Raw genomic sequence first — 20,593 nt, forward strand, 5'->3', positions numbered from 1 at the left:
TCTTCCCAAAGGTTGCGCGAACATAGCGGCCAAAGCCCGAATGTCAAGGCAAGGCAAGCAATTTCGCGATTTTTGAAGTGTAACGGGGTTCCGACCGTTCGGCGAGTGTTTTTGCGCGGCGCAACGCGCATGGCAGACGGGCGCGCGGCGGCGCCGCAGTCCGAGAGGCCGTAGCCCGGATGGGAGCCAACGGCTATGGGATTTGCTCCTTCAGCCAGTCCCTCGCGGCCTCGGGCGCGACCCACTCAAACTCCGGCAGCTGGTGGCGAAACCAGGTGAACTGGCGCTTGGCGTAGTGGCGGGTGTCGGCCCGGCCGATCTCCGCGGCCTGCTCCCGGCTGATCTCTCCCTTGAGGTGACGGATCAGCGCCGGGACGCCATGGGCCTTCATGGCCGGCAGCAGCGGATCAAGCTCGCGCGCCGCCAGCGCCGCGACCTCGTCGAGCGCGCCGGCATCGAGCATCGCGCCGAACCGCGCGTCGATCCGCGCATAGAGTCGCTCGCGCTCCGGCGCCAGAAACAGCGCATGGAATTGGCCCGGCGGCAGCAACGGCGGCAGGCCATCGCGATGCCAGTCCGGCAGCGGGCGGCCGGTGGCCTCGACGACCTCAAGTGCCCGCGCGATGCGGGTGCGGTCGCGCGGCTTCAGCCGTTCGGCCGACACCGGATCGCGTGCCGCAAGCTCGGCATGCAGCGCCTCGACGCCGTGCTGCTCCAGCCGCGCGCGCACGCCGTCGCGCACATCAGGGGGGATCGGCGGCACCGCCGACAGGCCGCGCGTCAGTGCCTTGAAATAGAGGCCCGAGCCGCCGATGAAGATCGGCAGCCGTCGCTGCGCACGCGCCTCACCCAGCACTCTTGCCGCGTCGGTCACCCAGGCCCCCGCGGAGAAATTCACGCCGGCGTCGACATGGCCATAGAGCCTGTGCGGAACCTGTGCCTCCTCGGCGGTGGTCGGCCGCGCCGTGATGATCCGGAGGTCGCGATAGACCTGCATGGAATCGGTGTTGATCACGACCCCGCCGGTCCGCTGCGCAAGCTCGAGCGCCAGCGCCGACTTGCCGCTGGCGGTCGGCCCTGCGATAAGCACTGCCTTGTCCAACAATCCTGAATGCGCCTGCATGTCCCTCGTTGCCACGCTGATCTGCAATCCTGCAAGTCCCGCGCTCGACTCCACCATCGTCGACGGTGCGCGGGCCGTGCTGCCCTCACCGGGCCCGGCGCAGTGGCTGTTCAACGAAGTCGCCGTCGACATTCCGTTCGAGAGCCAAGATTCGAGCGGAGACGCCGGCAGGGACGAGATCAAGGCCATCGAGGAGCGGCTGCGACAGGCCCGCGGCGACCTGCCGATCGACATTGTCGTGCAGCCTCGGCTCGGCCGGCGCAAGAAGCTTTTTCTGGCTGACATGGATTCGACCATGATCGGCCAGGAATGCATCGACGAGCTCGCCGACTTCGCCGGGCTGAAGGCCCATGTCGCAGCCATTACCGAGCGCGCGATGCGCGGCGAGATCGAGTTCGAGTCCGCGCTGCGCGAGCGGGTGGCCCTGCTCAAGGGCCTGCCGGTCGGCGTCGTCGACGAGGTGCTGGAGAAGCGCATCACGCCGACGCCGGGCGGCCGCGCGCTGGTCATGACGATGCGCGCGCACGGCGCCTATACCTGCCTGATCTCCGGCGGCTTCACCCTGTTCACCAAGGTGGTCGCGGAGAAGATCGGCTTCCAGGAGAACCGCGCCAACCAGCTGCAGGTCGCGGACGGCAAGCTGACCGGCGAAGTGGTCGAGCCGATCCTCGGCCGCGCCACCAAGCTCGCCACCCTGGTCGAGCTGACCGAATCCTTCGACCTCGACGACATCGACACGCTGGTCACGGGCGACGGCGCCAATGATCTAGGCATGATCCAGGCCGCAGGTCTCGGCGTCGCCTATCACGCCAAGCCCGCGGTCGCAGCCGCCGCCGCGGCGCGGATCGATCACGGCGACCTCACCGCGCTGTTGTACGCGCAGGGCTATCGCCGGGACGAATTCGTGGCGGGGTAGGCTACGATGTCGTCCCGGCGCAGGCCGGGACCCATAACCACCGATGCCGATTACCTCGAAGCCGTTGCCTACTTCCTCAACAAGGACGGCCGCGGCGTACTGGATCCCTCGCTTTCGCGGGGGATGACAGTGACGGTGAGGCCTCAGCGCGCGCCTACTGCACGCCGAGCGCGACGAAGCGCAATTCGCCGTCGCCGTTGGAAACCAGCAGCAGCACGGACTTCTTGCCGTCCTTCTTCAGCTGGTCGACGCGCTTCTTGATGTCGGCGGCGCTGGACACCGCCTCCTGCGCCACCTCGACGATGACGTCGCCGGCCGACAGCCGCTTTTCGGCAGCGTCGGAGGCATTGTCGACGCCGGTGACGACGACGCCCTTCACGCTGTCCTTGATCTTGTACTTGGTGCGCAGATCCTTGCTCAGCGCCGCGAGATCGAGACCGAGCGCCTTCTGGGTCACCGGCTTCTCGGCGGTGTCGTCCTTGGGCTTGGCATTGGCCTGCTGAGCCTTGTCGTTGTCCTCGAGCCGGCCGAGCGTGACCTTGCGGGTCTCTTCATTGCCTTTGCGGATGATGACGACATCGACTTCCTTGCCGACCGCGGTGTCAGCGACAATGCGCGACAGGTCCTTCGGATCCTTGACGTCCTTGCCGTCGAACTTGACGACGACATCGCCCGGCTCGATGCCGGCCGGCTTGGCCGGGCCCTTGTCGTCGACGCCGGCAACCAGCGCGCCACGCGCCGGCTTGATGTTGAGGCTGTCGGCGATCTCGTCGGTGACCTGCTGGATGCGCACGCCGAGCCAGCCGCGGCGCAGCTCGCCGAACTTCTGCAGCTGGTCGACGACGCCCGCCACCGTCTTCGACGGCACGGCGAAGCCGAGACCGATCGAGCCGCCGGTCGGGGAGATGATCAGCGTGTTGACGCCGATCACCTCGCCATCGAGGTTGAACAGCGGGCCGCCGGAATTGCCGCGGTTGATGGCCGCGTCGGTCTGGATGTAGCTGTCATACGGGCCCTGGCTGATGTCACGGTTCTTGGCTGACACGATGCCTGCCGTCACCGTGCCACCGAGGCTGAACGGGTTGCCGATCGCGACCACCCAATCGCCGAGGCGGATCTTGTCGCTGTCGCCGAACTTCACCGAGGTGAGCGGCTTCGGCGGCTTGAACTTCAGGACCGCGAGGTCGGTCTTCTTGTCGACGCCGACCAGCTCGGCCTTGATCTTGGTGCCGTCGTTGAGGATGACGTTGATCTCGTCGGCGTCGGCGATGACGTGGTTGTTGGTGACGACGATACCCGCGGTGTCGACGATGAAGCCGGAGCCGAGCGAGTTGGTCTTGCGCGGCTGGAACTCGCCGCTCTTGTCGCCGCCCTTGCCGGGCGGGCCGCGGCGGTTCTTGAAGAAGTCGTCGAAGAATTCCTCGAACGGGGAGCCGGGCGGCAGCTGCGGCATCGTCCGGTCCTTGGCCTCGATCGTCTGCGAGGTCGAGATGTTGACGACGGCGTCGATCACCTTCTCGGCGATGTCGGCAATGCCCTCGGGGCCGCGTGCGGACGCCGGCACAGAGCTCAGCATGCTCGCAGCACCGATCGAGATCGCAGCTCCCATCATGCGGAGGCGGCGGCTCAGGGCTGGTCTGGCAGCGATCATGTCGGAGTTTCTCCAGGCAAACGGGTTCAAATTAGCTGGTTACAGAGTGCGCCCGAACGGGCGTATGGCGCAAGCATCTCAGCCAGGCATTTCGGCGAAAAACCGGCTGCAAGAGGCTCACGATTATGTTCATTCCGGCGCGATCTGCGCGGTGGAACAGGCAATGATCAGCGCCGGACCACCCAGATCAGGATCAGTCCCGCGAGCGCCGAACCGATGCCGACGATGCGCAGGATGTTGTCGGGCGTGGCCAGCGCGCTCTTCATCGCCCGGCGCATCCAGTCGGGACTTGCCGCAAACAGGATGCCTTCGAGCACGAACAGTATTCCCAACCCGATGAGGAAGTCGCCGAACGCTATGGACTTCATCGGATGGCAGCCTCCCGCTCGATGCTTGTTGTTGTCGAGTGGCGGCGACGCGGTGTCCGCATCGCCGCCAAATCGTTCAAGTCGTGATGTTCAGGTCTTGACGTTACTGTTTCGGCGCGGCGGCCGCCTCGGGCAACTTGCCGTTCGCATTGCCGAAGTATCTGAAGAATTCCGAGTCCGGCCGCAACAGGAAACGCGTGTCGCCGGAACGCAGACTGTTCTCATAGGCCGTCATCGAGCGATAGAACGCGAAGAAGTCCTTGTCCTTGCCATAGGCCTCGGCGAACAGGCGGTTGCGCTCGGCGTCACCAGCACCGCGGGTTTGCTCCGCAGCCGAATTCGCTTCGGCGACGATCACGGTCGCTTCGCGGTCGGCCTTCGAGCGGATCTCCTGCGCCTTCTGGTCGCCCTGGGCCCGGAACTCGGCCGCTTCGCGCTGACGCTCGGACTTCATCCGGTCGTACACCGCCTGGCTGTTCTGCTCCGGCAGGTCGGCGCGGCGGATCCGGACGTCGACGACCTCGATGCCGTAGCCGTCGGCCTCTTTGTCGAGCTGCTCGCGAATCCGTGCCATCAGCTTCTCGCGCTCGTCGCGCACCACTGTGATGAAGTTGACCTCGCCGAGCACGCGGCGCAGGGCCGCGTTGAGCAGCGTGGTCAGCTGCAGATTGGCGGCCTGGATCGAGCCGACGCTGGTGTAGTAGCGCAGCGCATTCTTGATGCGATAGCGCGCGAAGGCGTCGACCACGAGCCGCTTCTGGTCGGAGGCGATCACTTCCTGCGACGGATTTTCGAGATCGAGGATGCGCTTGTCGACGTTGATCACCGAATTCCACGGCGCCTTGAAGTGCAGGCCGGGATCGGTGACGACCTCAACCGGCTCGCCGAACCGCAAGACGATGGTCTGCTCGGTCTGCGCCACGGTGAACATCGAGCTGTAGCCGACGGCGAGCACGATGAAGAGGACGATCAGGGACACAATGCCGGTGACAGGGGACCTCATCGGGTGGCTCCCTGCTGCTGACCGGTCGTGGCCGGTGCTGCTGCCGGCGGACGCCGCGGCGTCAGTTCTCCGAGCGGAAGGTAGGGCACGATGTTCTGGCCCTGGCCGCCGTCATAGACGAGCTTCTCGGAGCTGCCGAGCACGCGTTCCATGGTCTCCAGATAGATGCGCTCGCGCGTCACTTCGGGTGCCTTCTTGTACTCATCATAGACTTTCAGGAAGCGTGCGCTCTGGCCCTTGGCCTCGGCGACCGCCTGCTCCTTGTAGCCTTCGGCGGCCTGCTGGATCTGCGCGGACCGACCACGCGCTTCCGGCACGATCCGGTTGGCGTAGGTCTGCGCCTCGTTCTGTTTGCGCTCGAGATCGGAGCGCGCCGCCTGCACGTCGCGGAATGCGTCGATCACCTGCGCCGGCGGATCGACCTTCTGCATCTGCACCTGGGTGATCTGGATGCCCGCGCTGTAGTTGTCGAGCGTCTTCTGCATCAGCTCCTGGACGTTCTGCTCGGTGACGTTGCGCGCCCCGGTCAGGATCGGCTGGATCTGCGAGCGCCCGATCACCTCACGCATCGCGCTTTCGGCAACCGCCTTCACGGTGCCTTCGGGATTCTGGATGTTGAACAGATAGGCGCCGGCCCCGCCGGGCTTGATCCGCCACAACACGGTGAAGTCGACGTCGACGATGTTCTCGTCGCCGGTCAGCATCAGGCTCTCTTCCGGCACGTCGCGCATGGTGCGGCCGCGCCGTGCGGGATCGTCGATCAGGGTCATGCCGATCGAGATCGTGTTGACGCGCAGCGCCTTCGGCAGCAGCACCGTCTCGATCGGATACGGCAGGTGATAGCGCAGGCCCGGCTGCGCGTCGCGGACGTATTTGCCGAAGCGCAGCACGACGCCGAGCTCTTCGGACTGGACGCGGAAGATCCCGGTGGCGAACCAGATCGCCAGCGCGGCGACCAGTACCAGCGCGATGCCCATGCCGCTGAAATGACCGCCGGGCAGCCACTGCTGCAGCCGGTCCTGGCCGCGCCGCAGCAGATCCTCAAGATCCGGCGGCCTCGGCCCGGCTGACTGCGGACCCGTGCCCCATGGTCCTTTCGGACCCGAGCCCCATGGCCCCCCGCCTTGATTTTTCCACGGCATCAAACATCTCCTCGGCAAGTCCGGACGGGACGCCCGGCCTCGAATGTCCGGCCCGGTTATAGGGGACCGCTCAGGCCCTTACAACGCAAGCTTCCTCGCCGGACGAGCTATGCGCCGGGGCATAATTGTCAATGCAAACATTGGTTAACCCCGGCCGCGCCGACGATATGTCACATAGGAGAAGTCGACGCTGTCATCCGGACCTGCCGGATTTCGCACACGCGCGACCTCCTCCCACGCCTTGGTGTCGATTTTGTCGAACCGTGTATCGCCGTCCGGGCTAGCGTGAACCTCGGTGATCTCAAGCCGGTCGGCTATGCCCATCCACTGCGCATAGATTTCAGCGCCACCGATGATTGCAATTTCAGTGGCGAAACGCCGCAGCGCGTCACCAAGCGCAATTGCGTGGGCGTTCTCGAACGAATTGGTGACGATGGCGCCGCGCGCACGGTAGTTCGCATCGCGCGTCACCACGATGTTGGTGCGTCCCGGCAGCGGCCTGGGCAGGGATTCGAAGGTCTTGCGTCCCATCACGACGGGCTTGTTGAGCGTGATCGCCTTGAGGCGTCGCAGATCGGATTTGAGCCGCCACGGAATGGCGTTGTCCTTCCCGATCACGCCGTTTTCGGCGACGGCGACGACGAGCACGATCTCCATCAGCGCGCTCCTTCCGCGAGTGCCGACAGCGCCTCGCCGGAGACGCGGCAAATCGTCCATTCGTCCATCATCTCGGCGCCGAGCGACTTGTAGAAGGCGATCGACGGCGCGTTCCAATCGAGCACCGCCCATTGCAGGCGCGCCCAGCCATTGGCGAGGCATTGCTTGGCCAGATGCACCAGCAGCGCCTTGCCGATGCCCTTGCCGCGCAGCGCCGGGCGCACGAAGAGGTCTTCGAGATAGATGCCGTGGCGGCCGGCGAAGGTCGAGAAGTTGACGAACCAGACCGCGAAGCCGGCCGGCTCGCCGTTCCATTCGGCGATGTCGCAAGTAAGCCGCGGGTTGGCGCCGAACAGCGCCTCGGCAATATCGGCCTCGGTGGCGTGGACCTCGTGCAAAAGCTTTTCGTAATCGGCGAGCTCGCGGACCAGCGAGAACACCAGTCCGGCCTCATCGGGCCGCGCGCGGCGGATGGTGAGCGACATCAGACCGCGACTTCAGCCTTGATATGCGGATGCGGGTCGTAGTCCTCGAGTTTGAAGTCCTCGTAACGGAACGCGAAGATATCCTTCACGTCGGGATTGATCGCCATCGTGGGCAACGGCCGCGTCGGCCGCGTCAATTGCAGCCGCGCCTGTTCGAGGTGGTTCGAGTAGAGATGCGCATCGCCGAGCGAGTGGACGAAATTGCCGGGCTTGAGGCCGGTCACCTGCGCCACCATCATGGTCAAGAGCGCATAGGAGGCGATGTTGAAGGGCACGCCGAGGAAGACGTCGCCGGAGCGCTGATAGAGCTGGCAGGACAATTTGCCGTTCGCGACATAGAACTGGAACAGGCAGTGGCACGGCGGCAGCGCCATCTTGTCGACCTCGGCCGGATTCCAGGCGCTGACGATCAGCCGCCGCGAGTCCGGATTGCGCTTGATCATCTCGATCACACCAGCGATCTGGTCGATGCTTCGGCCGTCGGGCGCGGGCCACGAGCGCCATTGCGAGCCGTAGACCGGGCCGAGATCGCCATTGGCGTCGGCCCATTCGTCCCAGATCGTGACGCCGTTGTCGTTGAGATATTTGATGTTGGTGTCGCCGGCGAGGAACCAGAGCAGCTCGTGCACGATCGCCTTCAGCGGCAACCGCTTGGTGGTCAGCATCGGGAAGCCGGCCGACAGGTTGAAGCGCATCTGGTGGCCGAAGATCGACAGCGTGCCGGTGCCGGTGCGGTCGTGCTTCTCCGCGCCATCGGCGAGGATGCGTTCGAGCAGGTCGTGATACTGGTTCATGGCGTTGGTTTCGGACCCTCAAAGCGTTTTCGAGCGAAGTGGATACCGGTTCGCGTAAAGAAAACGCGTCAAAACTAGCCGGAATGGCGAACTTAACGGCCGAGGCTGCCTATCGACATCCCGATTCGGCTGATTGCACCGATTATACCCCGAAAAGTGAGCACCCTTGCGCCAAACGACAAGGGGCGGAACTTGTGTTCCGCCCCTGCCCTATCCGCTTGATCGCGTTAAGTTAACTCGCCGGCTTCAGCACCGGGGTCCACTTCGCGATCTCGCTTTTGACGAGGGTCGCGAGCGCCTCCGGCGTGCGGTTGGCGGGTGCCGGGATCACGCTGCCGAGTTCGAGCAGCCGCTTGCGCACGTTCTCGTCGTCGAGCGCCTTGATGGCCGCGGCATTCAGCGTGGCGATGATCGCGGGCGAAGTTCCCTTCGGCGCGAAGATCGCGTTCCAGGCCTGGGCCTGGAATGCCGGCAGGCCGGCCTCTGCCGTGGTCGGGACATTGGGCAGCGACGGATTGCGCTCGGAGGTGGCGACCGCATAGGCCTTGATGGTGCCGGCGTTGATCTGCGGCACCGCGTTGACGATCTGGTCGCACATGTAATCGACCTGGCCGGCGACCAGCGCGTTCATGGCGGGGCCGGTGCCGTTGAAGGGCACGCCCACCGGCTTGACGTCGAGGATCGAGTTCAACAGCTCGCAGGAGGCGTGCGAGACCGAGCCGATGCCGGCATGCGCGGCGTTGACCTTGTCGGCATTGGCCTTCACGTAGGCGACGAATTCCTTCAGATCCTTCGGCGGGAAATCTTTGCGGGCAAGGATCAGGATCGGCGTGCCCGCGAGCAGCGCGACGGGCTCGAAGTCCTTTTCCGGATGGTAGGCGAGCTTCGGATAGAGCGGCACGGACGCCGCGTGCGTGCCCATATGTCCGGTGACCAGCGTGTAGCCGTCATTGGCGGCGCGTGCGGCGCGCGTCGTCGCCGTGGTGCCGCCGGCGCCGACCACGTTCTCGATGACGATGCTCTGTCCGAGCGTCTGCGCCATGTGCGCGGTGACGATGCGCGAGATCACGTCGGTCGGACCGCCGGCCGCGAACGGCACGATCATGGTGATGGTGCGGGTCGGATAGGTTTGCGCCGACGCCGGCACGGCGAATGCGCCGAGCGCAGCAAATGCCGAAAGGCATGCGCCCGCAAGCGAGCGAATGGACATCATCTCAATTCCTCCCGGGAACGTTTTAACCAAATAAAAACGCCGGCCAAATCGGCCGGCATTTTCATTTCATGAGACGACATCGAGTGTCGATTCGACTTCCGCCTGCGGCGCGCCGACGCAGGCCGGCGCTCCTTGTTTGAGCATGCTCTCCGCGCAAACACGTTCCGCGTTTGTCGCGAGGGAAAACCGCTTCACGCTTTTCCGGGCCGCGCTCTAGCCCTCGGACTCCACGAACACTTCGTCGCGCTTCGCACGCAAGGTCGGCAGCACGGCGAGCACCAGCAGACCCGCCGCGATCGCCAGCAGCACTGCCGACAGCGGCCGCGACAGGAACACGCTCCAGTCGCCGCGCGAGATCAGCAGTGCACGGCGCAGGTTCTCTTCCATCAGCGGGCCGAGCACCATGCCGAGCAGGAGCGGCGCCGGCTCGAAATCGTGCTTGATCAACCAGTAGCCGATCAGACCGAACGCGCCTGCGAGCACGACGTCGACCGGCGCGTTGTTTACCGAGTAGATGCCGATCGCGCAGAAGATCACGATCGAGGGGAACATCAGCCGGTACGGCACGCGCAGCAGACGGACCCATATGCCGACCAGCGGCAGGTTGATGATGATCAGCATCAGATTGCCGATCCACATCGAGGCGATCATGCCCCAGACCAGGTCGGGTTGCTTCACCATCACCTGCGGACCCGGCACGATGCCATGAATGGTCATCGCGCCGACCATCAGCGCCATCACCGCATTCGGCGGGATGCCGAGCGTGAGCAGTGGGATGAACGAGGTCTGCGCCGCGGCGTTGTTGGCGCTTTCCGGCGATGCGACGCCCTCGATCGCGCCGCGGCCGAACCGCGACGGATCCTTGGCAATCTTCTTCTCCAACGTATACGCGGCAAACGACGCGATCACGGCGCCGCCGCCCGGCAGGATGCCAAGGATCGAGCCCAGGATGGTGCCGCGCACGATTGCCGGCGCGGAATCCGTCAGGTCCTTCCTGGTCGGCATCAGGCCGGTGATCTTCTGCTGCACCAGATCGCGGCTCATCTCGGCACCGGCGTCGAGATTGCGGATGATCTCCGCGAAGCCGAACACACCCATCGCCACGGTGGCAAAGCCGAGACCGTCGGCAAGCTCGGGGATGTTGAAGGCCATGCGCGAGGCGCCGGTCTCGATGTCGGAGCCGACCATCGACAGCAACAGGCCGAACACGATCATTGCGATCGCCTTCAGCACCGAGCCCTTGGCGAGCACCACCGCGAAGATCAGGCCGAGCACCATCAGCGAGAAATATTCGGCCGGGCCGAACGCCAGCGCGAGCTTGGTCAGCGGCGCGCCGAGCACGGCGATCAGGACGGTTGCGACGCAGCCGGCAAAGAACGAGCCGATCGCGGCGATCGCGAGCGCCGGGCCGGCGCGGCCCTGTCGTGCCATCTGGTGACCGTCGAGCGCGGTGACCACGGAGGTCGCCTCGCCCGGAATATTGACCAGGATCGAGGTGGTCGAGCCACCATACTGGGCGCCGTAATAGATGCCGGCGAGCATGATCAACGCGCCGACCGGCGGTAGGCCGAAGGTGATCGGCAGCAGCATGGCGACGGTGGCGATGGTGCCGATGCCCGGCAGCACGCCAACCAGCGTCCCGACCAGTGCGCCGATCAGGCACATCAGAAGATTAATCGGCGAAAGCGCAACGGCAAAACCGTGGGCTAGATTGGCGAACAGTTCCATTGCGCCCTCACTGAACCAGGAAACGAGGGAACATCGGCATCGGAAGTCCCAGCACGTAAGGAAACAGCAATGCGCAGCCCAGCGTCAGACAGGCACCTACGATGGTCGTTTCCAGCCACTTCGTCTCCTCCGAGCCGAGTGCCGCAATCATGAAGCTGGCAAATGCCGTGACGACGAGCCCAAGCGGCCGGATCGACACCGCAAAGAACACGATCGCTGCCGATACGAACAGCGGCCCGCGCCATGAATAGGCCGCGATATGCGGGCCGTCGTTCAGGAGCCCCATCAGCGCGACAGCGCCGCCGAGCAGCAGCAGCAGCACGGCGAACATGCGCGGTGCGGTGCCGGCACCAAACGAGAATCCATGCATGCCCTGCAGATCGCTCGAAGCCCACAACGCAAACAGCGCAACCGCCATCATGACAAGCCCGCCGACAAAGTCCTGCGGACCGCGCACCCATTTCGGCAAGATCGATTTGACCGGCGCCTCGCTTGGCGTATCGCTCATGACTTCGCTTCCCCCGTCAGGGCTGTCCCGCCCGTTGTGATTGAATGGCTTGGCTTGTGGTGCGTTGACCGAAAGCCTTGCTAGCGATTTTCGTCAGACAACGCCAGCAAAACCCAAGAGACCTCCGGCAAGCAGCATCCATAAGGGATTGATCCGTGTCGCAAAAGCAAGCGCGGCTGCGACAATGGTGATCAGGACCGCGATCCAACTTTGGTCTGATGTCTGCGCCACGATCAGGCCGGAGGCAGCCATCAGGCCGATCGACAGCGGAACCAATGCGGCCTGAATGATCGCCGGCCAACGCGCGTCTCGCGAGCGATCGAGAAAACGGCTCACATAATAGGCAAGCAACGCGGTCGGTCCGCACATCGCAACCGTCGCGGCCAACGCCCCGGCGACGCCTGCGACAGAATATCCTATCAGTGTCACGATCAGCACGTTCGGTCCCGGCGAGAGTTGCGAGATCGCGAACACGTCGGCGAACTGCTTGTCGGTCAGCCAGTGATGCACGTCGACGGCAGCGCGGTGCATTTCGGGGATCGCCGAATTGGCCCCGCCGACCGCAAACAGCGACATCAGGCCGAAGGTCCAGACCAGTGCTGCGATCGGGCTGGACTCCGAGCTCATGCCTTCACCATGCGTCGCGCAAGGACCGTCGTCGCAATGCTGAGCGGGATCGCCACCAGCAGCACGATCTGGAGCGGCCATCGGATCAGACCGATCGCGACGAAAACCGTCGCCAGAATGACGAGGCCTGTGACATCACGCCGCTTCAACAGCGGCATCATCATTTTGAGGACGACCGCGAACAGCAGCCCGACCGCGGCACAGGCGACGCCGGCGAGCGTCCGGCGCAGGACGTCGATATCGCCGTAGCGGGCGTAGAGCGCGGCAAGGATTGTCGCGATCACCATTGGAGGCCCCACCAGTCCGGCAAAGGCCGCAAGGCCGCCGGCTATGCCGCGAAAGCGCGAGCCGAACACGACCGACAGGTTGACGATGTTCGGACCTGGCAGGAAATGGCACAGCGCGAAGGTCTCGTTGAACTCCTCGGCCGTCATCCAGCGGTGCTGCTCGACGATCGACCGTCGGGCCCAGACCAGGACCCCGCCAAAGCCGGCCAGCGACATCTTGGCAAAGGCCAGGAACAGCTCGAGCAGGCCGGGCTGGAGGGGCGCGGGCGGTGCGGAGGCATCCGGCGCCGGGGCGGCAACCGGCGGGGATTCCGGGGGCATGGGCAAAATCTAGAACGGCGTCAGGACGCGGGCCAACCCAAATCGGCGTGTTTTCACACCTGAACAAGCCTGAATCGGCTCTATTTTTCTTCGTTCGTGCCGCCTATATTGGGGGTGCCGGTTCGCCGGCTATGGAAATAAATGGCCGTCGCAATAAACCATTCGGACCCGGGGGCGGTACCCGGCGCCTCCACCAAAACCCATCCCGAGCCCCTTGCTTCGGTGGCTTTTGGCGGGGGCGAAATAGGATCGACGAGGGCGTAAAGGGCGTGTTTTTTCTCGGTATGGTTCCGCCGTTATCGGGCTAATGCAATAGTTGCCAACGACAACTTTGCTCCGGTTGCTCAGGCTGCGTAACGCAGTTTGAAAGACCATCTTAAAGTCCTAACGGGTTAAGCTCCGTTAGGCGGGGTTCGGAGGCACCTGGCAACAGAAGCCTCCACTTTAATTTCCGATCGGGCGTCCGCCCTTATTTTCCGCTGCCGGCCCTGCTGATTTCCGGGTCCCGGCGGGGTAGCATATGGCCAAAAGGGCGAGTCGGACGGTCCGGCGGCGCCACCCCGGCCATTTTCGAAGCGACAGGATCACCATGGCGACCGATCACATCCGATATGACGTGCTGGCGCGCGACGCGCTGCGCGGGGTGCTGCGGCGGGTGTTGTCCGACGCCGCCGAACATGGCCTGCCGGGTGAGCACCATTTCTACATCACCTTCCTCTCGCACGGCGATGGCGTGAAGCTGTCGCCGCGGCTGCTCGCGCAGTATCCGGAGGAGATGACCATCATCCTGCAACACCAGTTCTGGGATCTGGTGGTGACCGAAGACCGGTTCGAGGTCGGCCTGTCGTTCGGCGGGATTCCCGAGCGGCTGAACGTGCCGTTCGCCGCGGTGACCCGCTTCCTCGATCCGTCCGCTCCGTTCGATCTGCGGTTCGACGTCTCGGACGCGTTGTCCGAGGAAGCCCCGCCCGCGACGGCACCGTCCTCCCCCCTTCCCGCACCGGCCGCCCGGCCGGCAGTCGAGACCGAGACGGCCGAGACCGAGCAGGAGCCGGCGAAGCCCAGCGAGGGCGCCGAGGTCGTGCGGCTGGACCGCTTCCGCAAGAAATAATCTAAACGCAGATCGATCCTCGACCTTGTAGGATGCTTGCGAGGGCCGGGATGACAGATCGTCATCCCGGACTATCTTCTGCATGAACGTGCCTCCGCGCGGACGCTGTCGTGTGGCCGCGCCGGAAAGCTGGCGCCCCGCCGGACCACGTTCTGACCACGCAACGGAGAGCATGCATGGCTCAATCGACGACACCATCCAGCGCCGCCACCCGCAGCGAGACCGACAGCTTCGGTCCGATCGACGTTGCCGCCGATCGCTACTGGGGCGCGCAGACCGAGCGCTCGCGGCAGAATTTCAAGATCGGCCACGACCGCATGCCGATCGCGATCATTCATGCACTCGCCATCGTCAAGCTCGCCGCAGCCGAAACCAATCGCGAACTCGGCCAGCTCGATGCACGCCGCGCCGACGCCATCATCGGCGCCGCCAGGGAAGTGATCGAGGGCAAGCTCGACGATCATTTTCCGCTGGTCGTCTGGCAGACCGGCTCGGGCACGCAAACCAACATGAACGTGAACGAGGTGATCGCCAACCGCGCCAACCAGATGCTCGGCGGCGAGCTCGGCGCCAAGCAGCCGATCCATCCGAACGACCACGTCAACATGAGTCAGTCGTCGAACGACTCGTTCCCGACCGCGATGCATATCGCAGCGGCGGGCCGCATCATCGCCGACCTGATCCCTGCCCTCGCCGAGCTGCATCAGGCGTTGCACCAGAAGCAGGACGCGTTTGCCAAGATCGTGAAGATCGGCCGCACGCATACCCAGGACGCGACACCGCTGACGCTCGGCCAGGAATTCTCCGGCTACGCCGCGCAGGTCGAGAGCGGCATCGCGCGGCTACGCACCGCGGTGAAGGAGCTGTTTCCGCTGGCGCAGGGCGGCACCGCTGTTGGCACCGGCCTCAACTCGAAACCGGAGTTCGCCAACGCTTTCGCCAGGCATGTCGCGGAGATCACCAAGCTGCCGTTCACCAGCGCGGCAAACAAGTTCGAGGCGCTGGCTTCCAACGACGCCTATGTGCTGGTGCATGGCGCGATCAATTCGGTGGCGACCGGCCTGTTCAAGATCGCCAACGATATCCGCTTCCTCGGCTCGGGCCCGCGCTCGGGCCTCGGCGAGTTGATTCTGCCCGAGAACGAGCCGGGCTCATCGATCATGCCGGGCAAGGTCAATCCGACCCAGTGCGAGGCCATGACCATGGTCTGCTGCCAGGTGTTCGGCAATCAGACCACGATCACCGTCGCGGGCAGCCAGGGCCATTTCGAGCTCAACGTGTACAAGCCCGTGTTGGCATATTGTATGATAAATTCCATTCAGTTGCTGTCTGACGTTGTCCGCTCATTTGCTGAGCATTGCGTTGTCGGAATACGCGCCGACGAAAAGCGCATCAACGAGCTGATGCAGCGCTCGCTGATGCTGGTGACGGCACTCGCGCCGAAGATCGGTTACGACAACGCAGCCAAGGTCGCGAAGTCGGCGCACGCGCATGGAACGACGTTGAAGGAAGAGGCTTTGCGGCTCGGATTCGTAACTGCCGACGAATTTGATCGCCTCGTGCAGCCGGACAAAATGACACACCCCGGCTGAAGTGAAGCGCGCAATGTCCGGATAATTACGGTCAGCGCGCGTGATATAATTATGGATCATAACGCCTAAAGGCTAAGGCTGTTTGCCTATCAGCTCTGCGCTGGCGCATGGTACAGACGTCTAGTTTTCGCAGAGCGAAACGGATTCTTTGATGCTATCAGAAGCATCAAATGGGGATTCGGGATGGATATCGAGCCGGGCGCTTAGCGCGATCGCTCTTGCTTTCGTCACGATGCATCACCAATTCCGCTCTGGGGACGATAAGGACGACGAGCATGGGCGACGTGGTCAACCTGAAACGATTCAAGAAGCGCGGTGAGCGCGAACAAGCAGCAAAGCAGGCCGAAGCCAATCGTGCGCTATTCGGTCGCACCAAATCCGAACGGGCGCGTGACGAATTTCTCGGCGAGCGCAGTGAGCGCGTGCTCGATCAGCACCGCATCGAAAGTGGTGACGCATCATGAAGTCTCCTGTCGTCAAGCGTTCGATCGTCGTCGCTGGTCACAAGACCAGCGTCAGCCTCGAAGAAGCCTTCTGGAACGGCATGAAGGAGATTTCCGGTCTGCGGAACATGACGCTGTCGGAACTGGTCGGCGAGATCGATAGCAACCGTCAGCAGGGCAATCTGTCCTCGGCGATCCGGCTTTTCGTGCTCGACTATTTCCGCTCGCGCGCCACCCCGGCCGTGCCGACGGATGTCAGGCCGCAACAGGTCGACACGCGCCAGCAAGCCTGATTGCCTTGCCGACCGTCGCTTCGGCAGGCGGTCGTTCCGCCGCGCGGACTTCAGCATGAAGGTCAATCGCATCGTCGCGAACGTTGCCGCATCAGATGTCGCGGCAGCGAAGGCGTTCTATCGCGACATCCTCGGCCTCGCGCCGCTGATGGATTTCGGTTGGGTTGCGACTTACGGTTCATCCGAAACGATGCAGGTTCAAATCAGCTTCGCTTCCGAAGGCGGCTCCGGTACGCCGGTGCCCGATCTCTCGATCGAGGTCGACGACCTCGACGAAGCGCTGCATCGTATGAGGGCCGCCGGCATCGTGATCGAATACGGACCGGCCGAGGAGCCATGGGACGTGCGGCGCTTCTTCGTCCGCGATCCCTTCGGCCGGTTGATCAATATTCTCCAGCACCGCTCGTAAGCCCTGGATCTTGTTCCGACGCGTTTTCGTCACGCGAACCGTGCACCCATTTCGCTTCTAGTTCTGCATCGCCGGCCGCGGCGGCGGATTGGCAACCTGCGGCGTCAGCGAGAGCGGCGGCCGCAACGGCCTCGACCTGGCCGCGCCGGGCACCGGCTTGACCTCGATGGGCGGCGGCAGCGGCGCCAGCTGCGGCGGGCTCGCAACCGGCGCAGGCACTGCAATGGCGGGCGCGGTGGCGACCGGCGGGACAGCCGGCGGCCGCGGCGCAACGATCTTCGGCTTCGCCGGCACGCGGCGCGGGTCAGGACCGGGCGCCGGCAAGTTCGCCGAAGGCACTCCTGCCGAATTTGGAACGGACGCGTCCGGCGCCGGCGCGGCGGGCGGCGGAAGGGCTGCGGGGGTCGCCGGCGGCACCGGTTCGCCGCGCTCGATCGCGTCGAGGCGCTTGGTCTCCCGGTCGATCGCACGCACCGCCAGCCACGACGACAACGCCGCAATGTCGATGCTGCGCGACAATCCGTCGGGTGTGCCCACCGCAAGCAGCTGGATTTCCGGGCGGCTGTTGGCGGTGCCGACCTGCGTCGACGCCAGCGCGGCGCGGATGTCGGCCTGGTCGGCCGGAATGTCGTAGCCGCCGGACACGATGACGTTGGCACCGCTCGCCGCGAGCGTGGTGGTGCCGAACCGGACGCGGCCGTCACGGATGTTGAAGGGGATTTGCGCCGAACCGACCGACAGCCCGCCGGCGGCGAGCGCCGGCTCGACGATCTGCCTCAGCCGCGTGTCGTCGGTCGCCTGCCCGGAATCGCTGGCGCGGATCGCAACGTCGAACGCGCGCGGATCGAGCCCCGGAAGATTCAACCCCTCCAGCGTCACGGCGCCGCTGCCGGACAGCGCACCGATCAGCGCCGAGGCGCTGCGGCCCTGCGTCAACAACGTCATCTGCATCGAAGTGCGTGCCTTAGGCATCGCAAGACTGCGATAGCGCAAGGCCGAGCCGTCGACACCCGAGACCTGCACATTTGCATTTAAGGCGAGTCCGTTGACGCCCTGCCGCGCATCGATGGACGCGGTCGCCTCACCGCCGCCGATCTTGCCCTTGACACCGTCGAAGGTCAGCGACTGCCCGTCCGACCTGATGGTGCCGCTGACCGGCTGCAGCTCGGCGCCGCCCGGCAATAGACCGTGCAGCGCTTCGAACGTGACCTTGCCGCGCCAGGCACTCGTCAGCCCCTGGCCGAGCGGCTCGATCGCATCGTGACCAGCCGCGCCGATTGCCGCCGCGAAGATCGGCCCCAGCGTGATCTGATCGAGGCCGACTTCGCCGTCGATGCTCTTCTGATCGGCAAGCGTCAGCGCCAGCCGGCCGCGCAGCCGCGAACCGGCGACGATGCTGTCGAGATCGTCGAAGGTCAGCCTGTCACCCGCAAGCGTGACCCGCGACGACAGGCGGATGTTTGCCGCCGGATCGGATGATTTCAGATTGAGCAGCGGACTGATGTCGGCGCTGCGGACACGGAGGCTGACGCTCGATTTGCTCTCGCCGGCCCCATCCTTGGACCACGGCTCCGCGGTCCCTTCCGCATCCGCATCGAGCCCGGCGCCCCAGAGCCGCGCCTTCAGCCGCAACGGCGCGTGCCACGCGCCGCTCGCGGTACCCTCGAATTGCGTCGGGCCCGCACCGGCTGCGACCGCGCGGTCAAGTCCAAGCAGCGCCAGCAGTGCATGGCCCTCGCTGGCGGAGAATTTCGCTTCCGCCGTCACGTCGCTGCTGCGAAGTGCGTCGACATCCAGCGCACGGATCGCAGCCACCGGCGGCGTCGCCGAGATCACGGTATTGCCCTTGAGCTGCGGCGTGTCGAGATCGACCGTCGCGCGCGCGCTGACGCGATCGGCGGCCTTGCCCTTGCCGAGGTCGAGCGCAAGCCTGGCACGGACCGGACCGGCATCCGCGCGCAGCACGCCGAGCCGCGCGGCAAGCGCCGGCGCGAATGGCTGCACCACGGCGGTCAGCCGGCCGAGCGACGCGGCGGTCGCATCGACCGCAAGCTTGCCGGTCGCATTGGTGCGATCGAAATTGCCGCTGCCGTCGAGCGTGACATTGTCGGGCTGACCGATCTTGACGCGCTCGAGCACGATGGTCTTCGGGCTGTAGGCGATCTTCGCGAGCAGCGGCCGCAATTCCTGCCCCGAAGAGATCGCGCGACCGACATCGAGCGACAGTTGCGCCTCGTCCGGCCATTCGGCTTGCGGGCCGGCCAGCGAGCGGATGAAGGCCACCGTCGCATCGAGATCGAGCCGCTCCGCCTTCAACTGCGCCTCGACCTTGGAGCCGCTGGTCGCCTCGCGATGCGCGACCGCAACGCGGCCCTCGACCGCGCCGCCCTCGATCTCCGCCTTCATCGCGTCGATCGAAAAACCTGATGGCGACACCGTGACATCGCCACGCAACCGCAGCGGCTTCTGGCTGCGGTAGGCGATATCGCTCCGCCCCTGCAGCCAGCTCATCAGCGTATCGGGATCGGACGATTCGATATTGAGCGCGGTCTTGAAGCTGCTGGAGGCGCCGGGCTGCGCGCTCGCGCCGCTCATCGAAACCCGCGTCGATCCCGGTGCGCGAAACTCCAGCCTGCGCACGGTCCACGACTTCGCATCCGATTGCAGCTCTGCCGAGATGTCCTGCAATGGGCGGCCGCCGAGCATGATCTGCTCGGAGGTGAGCTCCACCTGCGCCGGGATCGGGCCTTGCGGAAGACCCGACAACACCGCGCGCATCGCCGGCAGCACGCGCACCGGCTCGACATTGTTGTTGCTGTCCTTGGCGCTGTCCTTGGCGCTATCCTTGGCGCCATCTTTGGCGGCGAACTTGTCGCCATCGAGCTGTCGCGCCGAAAGCGCGGCGTGTAGCAGCGGCGACGCACCGAACCTGAGATCGCCATTTCCTGCGAGCTTCAGCGCGCGGTCCTCGGCGCCATAGCTCACCTCGACCTGGTCGAGACGTGCCGCCGAATAGTCCGATTTGATCCTGGCCGCGATCCGCCAGGGCGGCATGTCGCTGCCGCCGCGCTGGCCAGGTGTGCCCGCCAGCGTCAGGCTCCCCTCGAACCGCGGCGCGCGGGCCTCGAAGGTCAGGATGCCGTCGAGATCGGCCGACACCGGCCGCTGCCCGGGATCGATGTTGAAGTGCAGGCGGGTGCCGCTGCCGTCGGCGCTTTGCCCCGACGAGATCCGAAACGGGTAGCGGTTGCCGTCGAACATGAAATTGCCGTCACCGCGGACCGCGCCGGCAAGCGAGCGGACATCGCCGCTGAAGGCAATGTCGTTCAGCTCGAGCGTGCTGCGGCTCGCCGCATCGTGCAGCGCGATGCGGCCGGTCAGATTGAGGCGATCGATCGCCAGCGAGGCCAGGTTGAAGCTCCCGCTCGACGGCGACCAATCGATCCGCCCCTTCGGATCGAGCCCGAGATCCAGCGACATGCCATTGACGGTGAGTTCGTTCGCGCGCCACTCACCGCGCATCAGCGAGCTCAGGCTGAACTCGACGTCGAGATTGGCGGCCCGGATCTTGCCGAGGTCGTTGGCGCCGCCGACGGTGACGGTTTTCAACCGCAGCGAGGGTGCAGGCAGCAGGCGCGCGTCGAGATTGCCGGCGACACGAACCGGCGTGCCGATGATCTTGGACGCCTCCGCCTCGAACTGCGGCCTGAACTGGTTCCAGTCAACGAAATACGGACCGACCAGCGCAGCGACCAGTGCAAGAATGAAGGCAATTGCCAGGCCGAGCAGCGTCGTCTGCACGGTGTCTCCCTTTGAGCCCGCTCCGCGGTGCTGAACGCTCGGCCGGAGCAACCCAAATATAGAGACAAGTATGGCGAAGTCACAGCGGCATTACCGCTGCGACCTCAGGTGGATGACGGTT

19 protein-coding genes, 1 other RNA gene and 1 pseudogene are annotated in these 20,593 nt (G+C 65.0%); 7 read left to right on the forward strand and 14 right to left on the reverse strand.

Annotation, left to right across the window (positions count from 1 at the left end):
* Window positions 1–193: 193 nt before the first annotated feature.
* A complete protein-coding gene (gene miaA / locus CO675_RS25045) occupies window positions 194–1,123 on the reverse strand; it encodes a tRNA (adenosine(37)-N6)-dimethylallyltransferase MiaA (RefSeq protein ID WP_097674513.1) in 930 nt (309 codons plus the stop codon).
* Between miaA and serB the strand changes: the two genes are divergently transcribed.
* Complete coding sequence (serB, locus tag CO675_RS25050) at window positions 1,122–2,039, forward strand: phosphoserine phosphatase SerB (RefSeq protein ID WP_097674514.1); 918 nt, start codon at window positions 1,122–1,124, stop codon at window positions 2,037–2,039. The genes miaA and serB overlap by 2 nt on opposite strands.
* A 154-nt stretch (window positions 2,040–2,193) precedes the next feature.
* On the opposite strand, the gene CO675_RS25055 is transcribed toward serB, so the two are convergent.
* From CO675_RS25055 to CO675_RS25110, 12 genes and pseudogenes are all read right to left on the reverse strand, one after another.
* Window positions 2,194–3,690, reverse strand: a complete 1,497-nt coding sequence (locus CO675_RS25055) for a Do family serine endopeptidase (protein ID WP_198964735.1) — start codon at window positions 3,688–3,690, stop codon at window positions 2,194–2,196.
* Between the two features lie 167 nt (window positions 3,691–3,857).
* Window positions 3,858–4,058 carry a DUF2065 domain-containing protein gene (locus CO675_RS25060; protein WP_097674515.1) on the reverse strand — a complete coding sequence of 67 codons (201 nt, stop codon included), beginning with the start codon at window positions 4,056–4,058 and terminating at the stop codon, window positions 3,858–3,860.
* Between the two features lie 103 nt (window positions 4,059–4,161).
* Window positions 4,162–5,061 carry a protease modulator HflC gene (gene hflC / locus CO675_RS25065; RefSeq protein WP_097674516.1) on the reverse strand — a complete coding sequence of 300 codons (900 nt, stop codon included), beginning with the start codon at window positions 5,059–5,061 and terminating at the stop codon, window positions 4,162–4,164.
* Window positions 5,058–6,203 carry an FtsH protease activity modulator HflK gene (hflK, locus tag CO675_RS25070; protein ID WP_097674517.1) on the reverse strand — a complete coding sequence of 382 codons (1,146 nt, stop codon included), beginning with the start codon at window positions 6,201–6,203 and terminating at the stop codon, window positions 5,058–5,060. The genes hflC and hflK overlap by 4 nt, the downstream gene beginning before the upstream one ends.
* Window positions 6,204–6,347: 144 nt before the next feature.
* Window positions 6,348–6,860: a dihydrofolate reductase gene (locus CO675_RS25075; protein WP_097674518.1), complete on the reverse strand. Its 513-nt coding sequence runs from the start codon at window positions 6,858–6,860 to the stop codon at window positions 6,348–6,350.
* Window positions 6,860–7,345 carry a GNAT family N-acetyltransferase gene (locus CO675_RS25080; protein ID WP_097674519.1) on the reverse strand — a complete coding sequence of 162 codons (486 nt, stop codon included), beginning with the start codon at window positions 7,343–7,345 and terminating at the stop codon, window positions 6,860–6,862. Before CO675_RS25080 ends, CO675_RS25075 begins: the two co-directional genes overlap by 1 nt.
* Window positions 7,345–8,139, reverse strand: a complete 795-nt coding sequence (locus CO675_RS25085; RefSeq protein WP_097674520.1) for a thymidylate synthase — start codon at window positions 8,137–8,139, stop codon at window positions 7,345–7,347. Before CO675_RS25085 ends, CO675_RS25080 begins: the two co-directional genes overlap by 1 nt.
* A gap of 232 nt (window positions 8,140–8,371) precedes the next feature.
* The gene (locus CO675_RS25090) at window positions 8,372–9,352 is read right to left on the reverse strand and encodes a tripartite tricarboxylate transporter substrate binding protein BugD (protein WP_097674521.1); all 981 of its coding nucleotides are present in this window, start codon (window positions 9,350–9,352) and stop codon (window positions 8,372–8,374) included.
* Window positions 9,353–9,565: 213 nt separating this feature from the next.
* Entirely contained in the window at window positions 9,566–11,080 is a 1,515-nt protein-coding gene (locus CO675_RS25095) for a tripartite tricarboxylate transporter permease (protein WP_097674522.1), read from the reverse strand.
* A 7-nt stretch (window positions 11,081–11,087) separates the two neighbouring features.
* Window positions 11,088–11,537: pseudogene (locus CO675_RS25100) on the reverse strand (tripartite tricarboxylate transporter TctB family protein); the annotation flags it as partial.
* A gap of 144 nt (window positions 11,538–11,681) precedes the next feature.
* Complete coding sequence (locus CO675_RS25105; protein ID WP_092115859.1) at window positions 11,682–12,215, reverse strand: chromate transporter; 534 nt, start codon at window positions 12,213–12,215, stop codon at window positions 11,682–11,684.
* Window positions 12,212–12,823 (reverse strand): chromate transporter, encoded by a 612-nt coding sequence (locus tag CO675_RS25110; protein WP_097674524.1) that lies wholly within the window; start codon window positions 12,821–12,823, stop codon window positions 12,212–12,214. Before CO675_RS25110 ends, CO675_RS25105 begins: the two co-directional genes overlap by 4 nt.
* Before the next feature lie 77 nt (window positions 12,824–12,900).
* Here CO675_RS25110 and ssrA point away from each other — a divergent pair.
* The 6 genes from ssrA to CO675_RS25140 all read left to right on the forward strand — a co-directional run bounded on the left by ssrA (window position 12,901) and on the right by CO675_RS25140 (window position 16,671).
* Window positions 12,901–13,267, forward strand: a transfer-messenger RNA (tmRNA) gene (gene ssrA, locus CO675_RS25115).
* A gap of 145 nt (window positions 13,268–13,412) precedes the next feature.
* Window positions 13,413–13,934, forward strand: a complete 522-nt coding sequence (locus tag CO675_RS25120) for an SspB family protein (protein ID WP_097674525.1) — start codon at window positions 13,413–13,415, stop codon at window positions 13,932–13,934.
* A gap of 176 nt (window positions 13,935–14,110) precedes the next feature.
* Window positions 14,111–15,526 (forward strand): class II fumarate hydratase, encoded by a 1,416-nt coding sequence (fumC, locus tag CO675_RS25125; protein WP_097674526.1) that lies wholly within the window; start codon window positions 14,111–14,113, stop codon window positions 15,524–15,526.
* Window positions 15,527–15,801: 275 nt separating this feature from the next.
* Window positions 15,802–15,990 carry a DUF4169 family protein gene (locus CO675_RS25130; protein ID WP_097674527.1) on the forward strand — a complete coding sequence of 63 codons (189 nt, stop codon included), beginning with the start codon at window positions 15,802–15,804 and terminating at the stop codon, window positions 15,988–15,990.
* Complete coding sequence (locus tag CO675_RS25135) at window positions 15,987–16,262, forward strand: ribbon-helix-helix domain-containing protein (protein ID WP_021077181.1); 276 nt, start codon at window positions 15,987–15,989, stop codon at window positions 16,260–16,262. The genes CO675_RS25130 and CO675_RS25135 overlap by 4 nt, the downstream gene beginning before the upstream one ends.
* Before the next feature lie 55 nt (window positions 16,263–16,317).
* Entirely contained in the window at window positions 16,318–16,671 is a 354-nt protein-coding gene (locus CO675_RS25140) for a VOC family protein (RefSeq protein ID WP_097674528.1), read from the forward strand.
* A 57-nt stretch (window positions 16,672–16,728) separates the two neighbouring features.
* On the opposite strand, the gene CO675_RS25145 is transcribed toward CO675_RS25140, so the two are convergent.
* The gene (locus tag CO675_RS25145) at window positions 16,729–20,472 is read right to left on the reverse strand and encodes an AsmA family protein (protein WP_097674529.1); all 3,744 of its coding nucleotides are present in this window, start codon (window positions 20,470–20,472) and stop codon (window positions 16,729–16,731) included.
* Window positions 20,473–20,593 lie beyond the last annotated feature (121 nt).

The sequence above is a fragment of the Bradyrhizobium sp. C9 genome, assembly GCF_002532045.1.
GTDB lineage: Bacteria > Pseudomonadota > Alphaproteobacteria > Rhizobiales > Xanthobacteraceae > Bradyrhizobium.

Bases quoted from the DNA above. Each gene is read 5' to 3' on its own strand.
- serB (WP_097674514.1), top strand. From the start codon at position 1,122: ATGTCCCTCGTTGCCACGCTGATCTGCAATCCTGCAAGTCCCGCGCTC.
- miaA (WP_097674513.1), bottom strand. From the start codon at position 1,123: ATGCAGGCGCATTCAGGATTGTTGGACAAGGCAGTGCTTATCGCAGGG.
- CO675_RS25055 (WP_198964735.1), bottom strand. From the start codon at position 3,690: ATGATCGCTGCCAGACCAGCCCTGAGCCGCCGCCTCCGCATGATGGGA.
- CO675_RS25060 (WP_097674515.1), bottom strand. From the start codon at position 4,058: ATGAAGTCCATAGCGTTCGGCGACTTCCTCATCGGGTTGGGAATACTG.
- hflC (WP_097674516.1), bottom strand. From the start codon at position 5,061: ATGAGGTCCCCTGTCACCGGCATTGTGTCCCTGATCGTCCTCTTCATC.
- hflK (WP_097674517.1), bottom strand. From the start codon at position 6,203: ATGCCGTGGAAAAATCAAGGCGGGGGGCCATGGGGCTCGGGTCCGAAA.
- CO675_RS25075 (WP_097674518.1), bottom strand. From the start codon at position 6,860: ATGGAGATCGTGCTCGTCGTCGCCGTCGCCGAAAACGGCGTGATCGGG.
- CO675_RS25080 (WP_097674519.1), bottom strand. From the start codon at position 7,345: ATGTCGCTCACCATCCGCCGCGCGCGGCCCGATGAGGCCGGACTGGTG.
- CO675_RS25085 (WP_097674520.1), bottom strand. From the start codon at position 8,139: ATGAACCAGTATCACGACCTGCTCGAACGCATCCTCGCCGATGGCGCG.
- CO675_RS25090 (WP_097674521.1), bottom strand. From the start codon at position 9,352: ATGATGTCCATTCGCTCGCTTGCGGGCGCATGCCTTTCGGCATTTGCT.
- CO675_RS25095 (WP_097674522.1), bottom strand. From the start codon at position 11,080: ATGGAACTGTTCGCCAATCTAGCCCACGGTTTTGCCGTTGCGCTTTCG.
- CO675_RS25105 (WP_092115859.1), bottom strand. From the start codon at position 12,215: ATGAGCTCGGAGTCCAGCCCGATCGCAGCACTGGTCTGGACCTTCGGC.
- CO675_RS25110 (WP_097674524.1), bottom strand. From the start codon at position 12,823: ATGCCCCCGGAATCCCCGCCGGTTGCCGCCCCGGCGCCGGATGCCTCC.
- CO675_RS25120 (WP_097674525.1), top strand. From the start codon at position 13,413: ATGGCGACCGATCACATCCGATATGACGTGCTGGCGCGCGACGCGCTG.
- fumC (WP_097674526.1), top strand. From the start codon at position 14,111: ATGGCTCAATCGACGACACCATCCAGCGCCGCCACCCGCAGCGAGACC.
- CO675_RS25130 (WP_097674527.1), top strand. From the start codon at position 15,802: ATGGGCGACGTGGTCAACCTGAAACGATTCAAGAAGCGCGGTGAGCGC.
- CO675_RS25135 (WP_021077181.1), top strand. From the start codon at position 15,987: ATGAAGTCTCCTGTCGTCAAGCGTTCGATCGTCGTCGCTGGTCACAAG.
- CO675_RS25140 (WP_097674528.1), top strand. From the start codon at position 16,318: ATGAAGGTCAATCGCATCGTCGCGAACGTTGCCGCATCAGATGTCGCG.